11 protein-coding genes and 1 pseudogene are annotated in these 12,631 nt (G+C 70.3%); 9 read left to right on the forward strand and 3 right to left on the reverse strand.

The genetic code is table 11. The features are described 5' to 3' along the window. Positions 1 to 35 precede the first annotated feature (35 nt). A complete protein-coding gene (locus tag ESG85_RS09075; protein ID WP_128977536.1) occupies positions 36 to 3,068 on the forward strand; it encodes a Tn3 family transposase in 3,033 nt (1,010 codons plus the stop codon). 8 nt (positions 3,069 to 3,076) lie between these two features. Here ESG85_RS09075 and ESG85_RS09080 read toward each other — a convergent pair whose 3' ends face one another. After that, positions 3,077 to 3,508 (reverse strand): MerR family transcriptional regulator, encoded by a 432-nt coding sequence (locus ESG85_RS09080; RefSeq protein ID WP_181018994.1) that lies wholly within the window; start codon positions 3,506 to 3,508, stop codon positions 3,077 to 3,079. Positions 3,509 to 3,907: 399 nt separating this feature from the next. Here ESG85_RS09080 and ESG85_RS09085 point away from each other — a divergent pair, with 399 nt between their 5' ends. Then, positions 3,908 to 5,413, forward strand: coding sequence for a SulP family inorganic anion transporter (locus ESG85_RS09085; protein ID WP_164986200.1), 1,506 nt, complete (start codon positions 3,908 to 3,910; stop codon positions 5,411 to 5,413). A 76-nt stretch (positions 5,414 to 5,489) separates the two neighbouring features. On the opposite strand, the gene ESG85_RS09090 is transcribed toward ESG85_RS09085, so the two are convergent. Next, entirely contained in the window at positions 5,490 to 5,912 is a 423-nt protein-coding gene (locus tag ESG85_RS09090; protein WP_128977538.1) for a VOC family protein, read from the reverse strand. A gap of 213 nt (positions 5,913 to 6,125) precedes the next feature. Here ESG85_RS09090 and ESG85_RS09095 point away from each other — a divergent pair, with 213 nt between their 5' ends. From ESG85_RS09095 to ESG85_RS09125, 7 genes and pseudogenes are all read left to right on the forward strand, one after another. Continuing rightward, positions 6,126 to 7,133, forward strand: a complete 1,008-nt coding sequence (locus tag ESG85_RS09095) for a recombinase family protein (protein WP_128977539.1) — start codon at positions 6,126 to 6,128, stop codon at positions 7,131 to 7,133. Positions 7,134 to 7,505: 372 nt separating this feature from the next. Continuing rightward, on the forward strand, positions 7,506 to 7,970 hold the full coding sequence (locus ESG85_RS09100; protein WP_128977540.1) for a hypothetical protein: 465 nt from the start codon (positions 7,506 to 7,508) through the stop codon (positions 7,968 to 7,970). A gap of 89 nt (positions 7,971 to 8,059) precedes the next feature. Next, positions 8,060 to 8,347 (forward strand): hypothetical protein, encoded by a 288-nt coding sequence (locus ESG85_RS09105; protein ID WP_128977541.1) that lies wholly within the window; start codon positions 8,060 to 8,062, stop codon positions 8,345 to 8,347. Between the two features lie 161 nt (positions 8,348 to 8,508). Continuing rightward, a pseudogene (locus ESG85_RS09110) lies at positions 8,509 to 9,036 on the forward strand (magnesium chelatase subunit ChlI family protein); the annotation flags it as partial. Beyond that, on the forward strand, positions 9,033 to 10,277 hold the full coding sequence (gene dprA / locus ESG85_RS09115; RefSeq protein ID WP_128977542.1) for a DNA-processing protein DprA: 1,245 nt from the start codon (positions 9,033 to 9,035) through the stop codon (positions 10,275 to 10,277). The pseudogene ESG85_RS09110 and the gene dprA, both read left to right, overlap by 4 nt. Before the next feature lie 245 nt (positions 10,278 to 10,522). After that, positions 10,523 to 11,359: an RNA polymerase sigma factor WhiG gene (gene whiG, locus ESG85_RS09120; protein WP_128977543.1), complete on the forward strand. Its 837-nt coding sequence runs from the start codon at positions 10,523 to 10,525 to the stop codon at positions 11,357 to 11,359. A gap of 57 nt (positions 11,360 to 11,416) precedes the next feature. Continuing rightward, entirely contained in the window at positions 11,417 to 11,977 is a 561-nt protein-coding gene (locus ESG85_RS09125) for a TetR/AcrR family transcriptional regulator (RefSeq protein WP_128977584.1), read from the forward strand. Positions 11,978 to 12,085: 108 nt separating this feature from the next. On the opposite strand, the gene ESG85_RS09130 is transcribed toward ESG85_RS09125, so the two are convergent. Continuing rightward, the gene (locus tag ESG85_RS09130; RefSeq protein ID WP_128977544.1) at positions 12,086 to 12,583 is read right to left on the reverse strand and encodes a M23 family metallopeptidase; all 498 of its coding nucleotides are present in this window, start codon (positions 12,581 to 12,583) and stop codon (positions 12,086 to 12,088) included. Between the last annotated feature and the right edge of the window lie 48 nt (positions 12,584 to 12,631).

The raw sequence follows: 12,631 nt of genomic DNA on the forward strand, positions 1-12,631 counted from the left end.
AACGAGTGATCTCGGTCGGGGTGGAGGGGGACGGAGTGCGGCAGGACTGGGAGCCGGAGGACCTGATCGAGGTCTGGACGCTGCTGGAAGACGACATGAAGCGGGTGCGGAACAAGTCCGGGGCGACCCGGCTCGGGTTCGCGCTCTTGCTGAAGTTCTTCGAGGTGGAGGCCCGGTTCCCGGAGTCGGCCAGGGAGGTGCCGGCCGCCGCGGTGGAGTACGTGGCCCAGCAGGTGAAGGTCCCGGCCGGGGCGTGGGCGGAGTACGACTGGCAGAGCAAGGCGATCCAGCGGCATCGGGGCGAGATCCGGGCGGCGTACGGGTTCCGTGCGAACACCGAGGAGGACCAGGACCGGCTGGCCGCGTGGCTGGCGACCGAGCTGTGTCCGGTGGAGTTGTCGCGGGACCGGCTGGCGGCCGCGGTGGTGGCCCGGTGCCGCAACGACCACGTCGAACCGCCGGCGCCCGGGCAGGTGCGGCGGCTGGTCGGCAAGGCGGTCAAGGACTTCGAGAAGCGGTTCTGCCGCAGCACGCTGGACCGGCTCAGCCACGCGACCCGCTCGCGGCTGGAGGACCTGATCGCGGGCGATGGAACCGAGCAGGGCGCCGACGGCGACGGCGCGGCGGCCGGGGGTGGGCGGTCGCACTTCACCGAGCTGAAGACTGACCCGGGTGCCCCGGGCCTGGAAAGCCTGCTGGCTGAAGTGAACAAGCTGGAGCGGGTGCGGTGCCAGGAGCTGCCCGCGGACCTGTTCGCGGACGTGTCGGAGAAGCTGGTGGACGCCTGGCGGGCGCGGGCGTCGAAGGAGTACCCGGCGAATCTGGAGCGGATGAAGCCACCGCGGCGCCTGACACTGCTGGCCACGTTGTGCCACGTGCGGCAGACGGAGATCACCGACTCGCTGGTGGACCTGTTTATCCAGCTCGTACTGAAGATCAACACGCGTGCGGAGCGGCGGGTCGAGAAGGAGCTGGGGGCGGAGCTGAAGAAGGTCCGGGGCAAGGAGGCGATGCTGCTGCGGGTCGCGGAGGCGGCCCTGTCGGAGCCGTCCGGCACCGTGCGGCGGGTGATCTTCCCGGTGGTGGGCGGGGAGAAGACGCTGAAGGCCCTGGCGGCGGAGGCCGCGGCGAACGAGGCCCGCTACAAGGCCCGGGTTCGCACCGTGCTGCGCTCCTCGTACTCGGCGCACTGGCGGCGGATGCTGTCGCCGCTGCTGCGGGCGCTGGAGCTGAAGTGCAACAACACCGCCTACCGGCCGGTGATGGACGCGATCGACCTGCTGAAGCGGTATCTGGAACAGCCGTTGAAGGAGGGCGCGTTCTTCGACCCGGCGGAGACGGTGCCGCTGGAGGGTGTGGTGCCCGAGCAGTGGCGGGCGGCAGTAGTGGACGACAAGGGCCGGGTGGAGCGCATCCCGTACGAGCTGTGCGTGCTGGTCAGCTTGCGGGACGCGCTGCGCCGGCGGGAGATCTGGGTGGTGGGCGCGAACCGGTGGCGCAACCCGGAGGACGACCTGCCCGCCGACTTCGAGGACAACCGGGACGTGCACTACGCGGCCCTGGGCCAGCCGCAGGACGCCGGCGAGTTCATCACCGCTCTGAAGAGCAAGCTCCGCACCTCATTGGACCGCTTCGAGCAGGCTCTGGCCGAGGGCACCACGGGCGGGGTCGCGATCGTCAGGAAGCACGGCGAGCCGTGGATCCGTGTCTCGCCGCGAGGCAAGCAGGAGGAACCGGAGTCCCTGGTCGCCATCAAGGCGGAGATCGAGCGGCGCTGGGGCACCATCGACCTGCTGGACATCCTGAAGTACGCCGAGTTCGACACCGACTTCATCGCCGAGTTCACCTCGGTCGCCACCAGAGAGAACCTGTCCAAGGACGTACTGCGCCGCCGACTGCTGCTGGTCCTGTTCGGCCTGGGCACCAACATGGGCATCAAGCGTGTCGCGGTCACCGGCAAGCACGGCGAGTCCGAGGCGACGCTGCGCCGGGTGCGGCACCTGTTCGTCAACCGGGCCAACATGCGCGCCGCCTTGCGCAAGCTGGTGAACGCCACCTTCGCCGCCCGCGACGAGATGTGGTGGGGCACCGGCACCGCGTGCGCCTCCGACAGCCGCAAGTTCGGCGCCTGGTCCTCGAACCTGATGACCGAGTGGCACCAGCGCTACCGCGGCCCCGGCGTGATGATCTACTGGCACGTCGAGCGGAAGTCGGTGTGCATCTACTCCCAGCTCAAGAGCTGTTCGGCCTCCGAGGTCGCCTCGATGATCGAGGGCGTACTGCGGCACTGCACCGACATGGAGGTCGACCGGCAGTACACCGACACCCACGGCGCGTCCATCGTCGGCTTCGCCTTCGCCCACATGCTCGACTTCAAGCTCATGCCCAGGCTGAAGAACATCGGCTCCGCCCGGCTGTACCGTCCGGCCGCAGGCGAGGACGACAACTGGCCGAACCTCGCGCCGGTGCTGTCGACCAAGACGATCAACTGGGACCTGATCCGCCAGCAGTACGACCAGATCGTGAAGTACACCACCGCCCTGCGCCTGGGCACCGCCGAGGCCGAGCAGGTTCTGCGCCGCTTCACCCGCGGCGGGCCCAAGCACCCCACCTACCAGGCGATCGAGGAACTCGGGCGGGCTGTGCGCACGGCGTTCGTCTGCGATTACCTGGCCGACGTCGAGCTGCGCCAGGAGATCCACGAGGGCTTGCAGGTCGTGGAGAACTGGAACAGCGCGAACAAGGACCTCTTCTACGGCAAGGACGGCGACCTGGCCGGGGCGGACAAGGAGTCCCAGGAGGTGTCCATGCTCGCCCTGCACCTGCTCCAGTCCGCCCTGGTGCACGTCAACACGCTGCTGATGCAGCAGGTCCTCGCCGACGAGAAGTGGGCCGACATGCTCACCGACGCCGACCGGCGGGCCCTGTCACCACTGTTCTGGACGCACGTGAACCCCTACGGCCGGTTCGAGCTGGACATGAACAGCCGCCTTCAGCTGGACCTGACCGCCACGGCTGTGCCCGGCCCGCGCAGCCCGCAGGCCGAGGCGGCACCGGCCGGGAGGTGACGCCGCAGCTAGACGCGGGCGGCCGGAGCGTTCTGCTCCAGGCGGGCGCCCAGAGTGTCGGCGAAGTCCTCGGCGCGGGCCAGCTGGATGCGCAGCTTCTCCACCTGCTCGGCGGCGGCCTGCCGGTAGGTCCGTACGCGCTCCAGCAGCGCCTCGCGCTCGGCGGCGTCGAGGGCGCCGTCGCCGTCCGAGCGGTCGGTGGCGTCCAGGCGGTCGGTGGCGTCCAGGAGGTCGCGCATCTGGTCCAGGGTGAAGCCGAGCGGCTTCATCCGGCGGATGACCATGAGGCGGGCGACGTCGGTCTCTGTGTAGAGGCGGAACCCGCCCTGGGACCGGGCGGAGGGGATGACCAGGCCTGTCTCCTCGTAGTGCCGGATGGTGCGCAGCGACAGCTCCGTCCGCGCGGCGACCTCGCCGATCTGCATGTGCTTGTCGTTCACGCCCGTGTCCCTGGCCCTTCCCGTTGTGGCGGGTCGCGTCCCGTGCGACCCCACCGACCTCTACTCTAACGTTAGGGTAGAGTTGATGATGGCGAGGGCGGCCCGGCTGCCCCGCTACTGCCGTTCCGGGGCCGATGGCGCCCCCGGCGAAGATCCGATTCTTGCAGGAGAGAGCGTGCGCGAGCCCATGACGCCGACCGCCGCCCCCTGCCCGCCGTGACCCTTCGCCTTCGGACCTGACCGCCCGGCCGGGCACCGCCCAGGCCCCCGGCTCGCGTCCTTCACGACTTCCCGGCCCGCCTCGGGCCGCCCGCGGGATGCCGGCCGGCCTCCCGCGTCTCCTCCCGCACACCCCCGGCCTGCCCGCGGTGTGCCCGAGCACGACAGGTACGCATTTCCTTGTCTTCTGCTGCTGTGACTCCCGCCGCGCGGCTGCGTGGCCTCAAGCCCGACTGGCTGAACAACCCCAAGGTCTGGCGCACCGAGATCCTGGCCGGCCTGGTCGTCGCCCTGGCGCTGATCCCCGAGGCGATCTCGTTCTCGATCATCGCCGGGGTCGACCCGGCGGTCGGTCTGTTCGCCTCGTTCACCATGGCCGTGGTCATCTCGATCGTCGGCGGCCGGCGGGCGATGATCTCCGCCGCCACCGGCGCCATCGCCCTCGTCATCGCCCCCCTGAACCACGAGTACGGACTGGGCTACCTGATCGCCGCCGTCATCCTCGCCGGCATCATCCAGGTCGCGCTCGGCGCGCTCGGGGTGGCGAAGCTGATGCGGTTCGTACCGCGCAGCGTGATGGTCGGCTTCGTCAACGCCCTCGCGATCCTGATCTTCATGGCCCAGGTGCCCGAGATGCACGACGTGCCCTGGGCCGTCTACCCGCTGATCATCGGCGGACTTGCGCTGATGGTGTTCTTCCCGAAGGTCACCAAGGTGATCCCGGCCCCGCTCGTCTCGATCGTCATCCTGACCGTCATCACGGTCGCGGCCGGCATCGCGGTGCCGACCGTGGGCGACAAGGGCGAGCTGCCGTCCTCCCTGCCGGTGCCGGGCCTGCCGGACGTGCCGTTCACCCTGGACACCCTGACGACGATCGCACCGTACGCGTTCGCGATGGCGCTGGTCGGCCTGATGGAGTCGCTGATGACCGCGAAGCTCGTCGACGACATCACCGACACCCACTCCTCCAAGACGCGGGAGTCGATCGGGCAGGGCATCGCCAACATCGTCACCGGCTTTTTCGGCGGCATGGGCGGCTGCGCCATGATCGGCCAGACGATGATCAACGTGAAGGTCTCCGGCGCCCGCACCCGCGTCTCGACCTTCCTGGCGGGCGTGTTCCTGATGGTGCTGTGCATCGTCTTCGGCCCGATCGTCTCCGACATCCCCATGGCCGCCCTCGTCGCCGTCATGGTGATGGTGGCCTTCGCGACCTTCGACTGGCACTCCATCGCCCCGAAGACGCTGAAGCGGATGCCCGCCGGGGAGATCGCCGTCATGGCCATCACCGTGATCGTGGTGGTCGCCACCGACAACCTCGCCATCGGCGTCGTCGTCGGCTCCATCACCGCCATGGTCATCTTCGCCAAGCGCGTCGCTCACCTCGCCCGCGTGCACAGCGTCCTCGACCCCGACGGCACCACGGTCGTCTACCGGGTCACCGGCGAGCTGTTCTTCGCCTCCTCCAACGACCTCGTCGGCCAGTTCGACTACGCGGGCGACCCGGACAAGATCGTCATCGACCTGTCCGAGGCCCACGTCTGGGACGCCTCCTCCGTGGCTGCCCTGGACGCGATCGAGACGAAGTACGCCCAGCGCGGCAAGACCGTGGAAATCACCGGTCTGAACGACCTGAGCGCCGACCTTCACGGCAAGCTCACCGGCGAACTCGCCGGCAGCCACTGATCCCCGGCGCCGCACGCCCACAGCACAGGACCCCCGGCCCCACCGGCCGGGGGTCCTCTCGTCTCTTCCCGGCGCCCTACTCCGGCGAAGGCCCGCGGTAGGTGCCGAAGGTCCACAAGTTGCCCTCCGGGTCCTGCACCGTGCACACGTACGCCGCCGCGCCCGACCCGAACCGGGTCTCGTGCGGCGCTTCGAGGACCTCGCCTCCGGCGTCGACCACCCGCCGGTGCACCGCGTCCACCTCGTCGCTCACCACGTAGACCGCGCTGGTGCCCGCCCGCATCCGCCCGTGCACGCTGTCCGTGTGCCTCGTCGAGCCGAACACCAGCGCACCACAGCCAGGCCAGCGCAGCTCCGCGTGCCCGATCCCGCCGTGCTCATCCGGCACAGCGACCACCTGCTCGAACCCCAGCACGTCGACCAGGAAGCGCAGCGCCGCCTTCGTGTCGTCGTAGTGCAGGACCGGCCAGACGGAGGACGGGGAGGCATCAGGCGACATGCCGCTCATCGTAGGCAGGCAGGCGCCACACCCCAAGAGCCCCACGGCCGTCGGCGCGACGCCTGGACTCTCACAAACGTTCCTTTGCGCGAGCAAGATCAATCCGAGACCGCCGGAGCCCCGCCGGGCCCGGATTCGTTCGCAGAACCCGTTCTCACTCAAAAGCGGGACAGACCCCCTTCTGAGACTTGCATTGTGCGACAATCCGGGCCCATGACGGACCCTCAGCCCCCTTCCCCAGCCGACCGGTCGGACGCCGACCACGTCGAACAGCACGCCTGTCCGAAGTGCGACGCACAGCCCGGTTCCCCGTGCCGCTCACGTGGCGGCGCGGTCGCCTCCGCCTACCACACCCGCCGCTTCACGAAGGTGCCCCGGCTGAAGAAGGCGCTGCGGGTGCCGACCCCGGCCGACCGGCGTCCGGGCCGGCCGTGGCGGCCGGGCACCCCGCCGCCGGCGCCGATCGACCCGGACCTGCCGAGCGCGGACATCCGCATCGGATACGCGAGGTGCTCGACCCTTGGGCAGGAACTCGACTCCCAGCTCGACGCGCTCAGCAAGCACGGCATCCCGAGGGACAAGATCTTCAGCGAGAAGATCAGCACCCGCGTCCGGGTCCGCCCCCGGTTCGAGGAGGCGCTGAGGACGGCGCGGGAGGTCAAGGCGCACGCCCCGCACTGCCGGGTCATCTTCACCGTGTACGAGATGAAGCGGCTCGGCCGCGACGCCGCCGAACTCACCGCGCTCGCCGACCACCTCACCGCCCACGGCCTGGTCCTGGAGATGCTCGCCGGACCTCTGCCCGGCATCTACGACCCCACCGGCCCGGGCAAGCTGCTGTTCGCGTTCTTCGCGGCGATGGCGGAGACCGAGCGGGAGAACATCCGCGAGTCCACGCTCGAAGGGCTCGACACCGCGGCCCGCAAGGGCAAGCACGGCGGCCGGCCACCGGTCATCTCCGACGACATGCTCCACACCGTGCTGCGGCGCCGCGCGGGCGGCGAGTCCATCGAGCAGATCCAGCCCGACCTGATCATCCCCACCGGCAAGCGCAAGGGACAGAACCCCTCCGTCGCCAGCATCTACCGGGCGCTCGCCGAGCACGCCAAGCGCCAGGCGTACCCCGAAGCAATCGCGGCCGCGCACGCCGACTTCGCTGCCATGAACAACGGAGCGGTCCCCGAGCCTCGCACTCAAGCAGAGGCCCTGAAATCACGCTGAGCTACTTGTCCCCTCGCCGTAGCTATACGAGAACAGGGCCGAACCGGGGAGCATCACGCTCGTGCACCGCCTCGATATCCGCCCAATCCACCGGCTCCGAGACGCCAAGCTCCTGAACCGCCTCCCGCGCCTTGGCGATCCGGGCCGCCGCCGCCTCACGGTGCTTGGCCGATAACCACGCCCGGTAGCCCGATACTGTCCATGCTCTGGCCAACTACCTCTCCCGTCGCTGGATTGCCCCTCAGGACCTGCCTACGGCCATCTGCGGTTCCCACGGAGCGGCTAAACCACCTGTCGCCGATAACATCTGCGGGCCATCACACCAGCGACGGCGGGCGGACACGGTTCCAGCCCACCTGGACGGAGCGGAATATGGGCCTGCTGGATCTCTTGTTCAGGAATCCGGAGGAGGACGACGAATCGCCTTATGAGCTGAAGCTGCGAGCTGCGGCCGGCATCGGCATCGCGAAGATCCGCTGCCACGCCGACACCTGGGCGTACTTTCTGCAGGAGTTCGAGAGGACTTCCGGCCAGGTTCCCACGTCCGCCTTCCGCCCACCTGCGAATGAGGACATCGTCCGGGAAACGAACGGCATGATCACCGTACCGATCTCCGGCAGCAGCTTGGCGGCCTTGCTCGACCGATGCTGTGTCATCCGTGCCAGGTCGTGGTCATCGTCATCGTCAGGGAACTACGGCAGCGTCGACAAGGCCATCGCCAGTCGCGTGGAGGCAGCCATCTCCGAGGCCCTCACCCACGTCGTACCGGCCAGCGAGGCGCAAGGCGCCGAACTGACGATCGTCCTGGATGACCGGCCGGTCGCCAAGACGGAGTAGTTCAAGGCCAGCCCCCGCACGCACACGCACGGGTGAACGCGCTGCGCGCCATCAGCGGCGTACTGGCGTCCGTGCACTATCAGAGGTCCATGAGCACCAAGGACTACTCCCTGCTGTACGCGCTCTTCCGCGATACCCGCGTCGTCCATCGCGAGAGCTTCACCATCGCCACGTTCGACCCTGCAACGTACAAGCAGGAAGGGGTCATCTCCGCCCACGACTTCGCACACGAGATCCTCATGGCTCTCGGCCGCTGCCAAGAGGACGAAGGCACCTGTCACGTCTGCGGTCCTGACGAGATCAGTGAGGAGGAGGGTGCCGCGGAGGACGAGGGGCAAGTGAGCGTCGGGTGCGTGGGTCGCTCGGAAGCCGGGTGATCTCATCCTCAGGTAGTAGTTACGGCCCGTGACAATCGAAGAGAGAAGAATCGATGCGGACCCGCACTGTAGATCGGTGCGGGTCCGCGCGTGCCTGGCGGAGGGGGTGAGCCAGATTGCTGCAGAGCGGACAACGGACAGAAACGAAGGACCCCCATAACCTCGCCGCCAACCCCTGCCCCTGCGGCCGCCACACCCTCCACGGCACCGGCTGCGAATGCCCCGCCTCCGTCATCCGCCGCTACCAGGCCAGACTCTCCGGACCCCTCCTCGACCGTGTCGACCTCCGGATCGAAGTCGAACCCGTCACCCGCAGCGACCTCCTCGGCCAAGGCGGCCGCGGCGAACGCAGCACCACCGTCGCCGACCGCGTCCGCGAAGCCCGCGCCCGCACCGCCGCCCGCCTCACCGACACCCCCTGGACGGTGAACAGCGAAGTCCCCGGCCACGAACTCCGCACCCGCTTCACCACCGCGCCCGGCGCCCTCGCCGCCGCCGAACGCGACATCGACCGCGGCCTGCTCACCGCCCGCGGCCTCGACCGCGTCCTCCGCGTCGCCTGGACCGTCGCCGACCTCGCCGGCCACGACCGGCCCGACGCCGAAGACCTCGCCCTCGCCCTCGAACTCCGCACCGGCATCGCCCGAGGCGTCCCCGTCGCCGCCGGAACCGCAGGGGAGTGGACATGACCAGCCCGTCCGACACCGAACGCCTCGCCCGCGCCGCCCTCACCCACATCATCGAACCCGGCGACGAACACGCCGGCCGCGCCCTACGCAACCACGGTGCGCTCCGCCTCCTCGAACTCCTGACGTACGGCGACAACGACCGGCTCCCCACCACCCCCGACAGCAGGCCGGCGGACCCTGCCACCGCTCCCGCCCGCGACCCAGGGCCCGCACCACACGACGGCACCCACTTCCCCGGCACTGGCGAGAGACGCATCGCCGGCTGGCGGCGCCGCGCCCGGACCGCCGCACCCCAACGCGACCTCGACCGCATCACCCGCCTCGGCGGACGCTTCCTCATCCCCGGCGACACCGAATGGCCCAGCCAACTCGACGACCTTGGCGACGCCCGCCCCATCGGCCTCTGGGCCCGCGGCCCCGCCGACCTCCGCACCTGGGCCCTCCGCTCCGTCGCCCTCGTCGGCGCCCGCGCCTGCACCCCCTACGGCGCCCACACCGCCGCCACCCTCGCCACCGGCCTCGCCGAACACGGCTGGGTCGTCGTCTCCGGAGCCGCCTTCGGCATCGACGGCGCCGCCCACCGCGGCGCCCTCGGCTCCGGCGGCGCCACCATCGCCGTCCTCGCCTGCGGCGTCGACGCGGCCTACCCCCGCGGCCACACCGCCCTCATCCGCCGCATCGCCGAACAAGGACTCGTCATCGGTGAACTCCCACCAGGAGGCCACCCCACCCGCAGCCGCTTCATCCTCCGCAACCGCGTCATCGCCGCCCTCACCCGCGGCACCGTCGTCGTCGAAGCCGAATACCGCAGCGGCTCCCTCGTCACCGCCCGCGCCGCCGCCCGCCTCGGCCGCCACACCATGGGCGTCCCCGGACCCGTCACCAGCGGACTCTCCGCCGGCGTCCACGAACTCCTCCGCGGCGAGGCCACCCTCGTCACCGACGCCGCCGAGATCATCGAACTCATCGGCGACATCGGACAGTTCGCCCCACCCCGCCACGGCCCCGTGCTTCCCCGCGACCTCCTCGACCCCGACACCGCCCGCATCCTCGAAGCCCTCCCCGGCCACCACGCCGCACCCCTCGACGACATCGCCGCCCGCGCCGGCGCGCACCCCGACCACACCCTCGCCAAGCTGTACGAACTCCACTCCCTCGGGTTCGTGGAGCGGCACCAGGACGACTGGCGGTTGACGAACAGCCGGACACGGCCGTCGAACACCCGGCATGGCGGTCCTTGACCCGGAGCATTCGGGTGAAAAGGTGAAGCCAATGAGCTATCGAGTTCTCTCGGCCGCACCCGAGGGGCCGACCCGCGCCACGGCCCCCGTTCGAAGATGTGGACGACGGCAGCCACCCGGACCGGCGCGATCCACGAATGTTCGCGCACCGCGACAGCCCACTCACGCTACGCTCACGAGGATCCCGCACCCGACGACCGGAACGACCCCTTCGACCCCGACAGCAGAACGGCTCAAGGCGACGCATGCCCCAGCACACCTCCGGGTCTGACCGCGCTGCGGTGCCCCCAGCAGCCCGGGGCACCGTGCGACCGCCCGCACCGACCTCGCTCGACGAACTGTGGCGCTCCTACAAGGACACCGGCGACGAACGGCTGCGAGAACAGCTGATCCTCCACTACTCGCCCCTCGTCAAATACGTCGCCGGACGCGTCAGCGTCGGCCTGCCCTCCAACGTCGAACAAGCCGACTTCGTCTCCTCGGGAGTCTTCGGACTCATCGACGCCATCGAGAAGTTCGACGTCGAACGAGCCATCAAGTTCGAGACCTACGCCATCACCCGCATCCGCGGCGCCATGATCGACGAACTCCGCGCCCTCGACTGGATCCCCCGCTCCGTCCGCCAGAAGGCCCGCAACGTCGAACGCGCCTACGCCACCCTCGAAGCACAGCTGCGACGCACCCCCACCGAGGCCGAGGTCGCCGACGAAATGGGCGTCACCCTCGAAGAACTCCACTCCGTCTTCAGTCAGTTGTCCCTCGCCAACGTCGTCGCCCTCGAAGAACTCCTGCACGTCGGCGGCGAAGGCGGCGACCGGCTCTCCCTCATGGACACCCTCGAGGACACCGCCGCCGACAACCCCGTCGAAGTCGCCGAGGACCGCGAACTGCGCCGACTCCTCGCCCGCGCCATCAACACCCTCCCCGAGCGCGAGAAGACCGTCGTCACCCTCTACTACTACGAAGGCCTCACCCTCGCCGAGATCGGCCACGTCCTCGGCGTCACCGAGAGCCGGGTCAGCCAGATCCACACCAAGTCCGTCCTCCAGCTGCGCGCCAAACTGGCCGACGTGGGCCGCTGACCGAGCGGGGCCCTCCCGCCGTACAGTGGAGCCGTGCCCAGGATTCGAGCGGCCTCCGTGGCCGAGCACCGGACCATGCAGCGCGGCGCCCTGCTCGACGCCGCGCGCTCCCTGCTGTCCGAAGGCGGAACGGAAGCGCTGACCTTCCCCGCCCTCGCCGAACGCACGGGCCTGGCCCGCTCCTCGGTCTACGAGTACTTCCGCTCCCGGGCCGCCGTGGTCGAGGAACTCTGCGCCGTCGACTTCCCCGTCTGGGCCGCCGAGGTCGAGACCGCCATGGCCGCCGCCGACACCGCCGAGGGCAAGGTCGAGGCGTACGTCCGCACCCAGCTGGAACTGGTGGGGGACCGGCGCCACCGCGCCGTCGTCGCGATCTCGGCCGGCGAGCTCGACGACCGTGCCCGCGAGAAGATCCGCGCCGCACACGGCGGCCTCGTCACCATGATCGTCGAAGCCCTCACCGACCTGGGTCGCCCCCAGCCCCGCATGGAAGCCATGCTCCTCCAGGGCATCGTCGACGCCGCCGTCCGCCGCATCGAACTCGGCGCGGCCGAGGACCCCGCCACCATCGCCGAAGCAGCCGTGTCGATGGCCCTGGGCGGCGTCCGCGGCGCCTGATCCGAGCCCCGCTTCCCCCGCGCCCACCCCCTCCCTCCCCCCTCCCCCTCCCCTCCCNTCCCTCCCCTCCCTCCCCCTCCGCCCTCCGCGTGCCTCTGGCGGGCTGCTCTACCCCGGTGGCTGTTCGTGCCAGATCGGGAGCAGCCTGGGGGTTCCTCCGCTGAGGAGGGTCAGCGGGTTCAGGTAGGTGTCGCCGCGGAGCAGGCCCCAGTGGAGGCAGCTCTGCGGGCAATGGTGGTTCTCGGCTGCCACGTGGGCGATGACGTCGCCCGCGCGGACGGTGGTGCCCGGGCGGACGAGGGGGTCGACCGGGGTGTAGGTGGTGCGCAGGGGTGGGGTGCCGGTGTCGGGGAGGGTGAGGGTGAGGACGCCGTGGCCGGCGACGGGGCCGGCGAAGGTGATCGTGCCGGTGGCGGGGGCGCGGACGGGGGTGCCGGGTGGGGCGGCGAGGTCGATGCCGCGGTGGCCCGCGGCGTAGGGGCCGGGGGGTGGCTGCCAGTCGCGGAGGACGTCGGGGCGGGGTGGGCCGATGGGCCAGACGGCGGTGGCCAGGGTGAGGAGGAGGGTGGTGAGGGGAGTGGCGAGGGGGGTGAGGTGAAGGGTCATGGGGGTAGGTTGCCCGGGGAGGTGGGGGTGTGGGCGGGGTCGGCGGCA

It is taken from the genome of Streptomyces roseicoloratus (assembly GCF_004117935.1).
GTDB lineage: Bacteria > Actinomycetota > Actinomycetes > Streptomycetales > Streptomycetaceae > Streptomyces > Streptomyces roseicoloratus.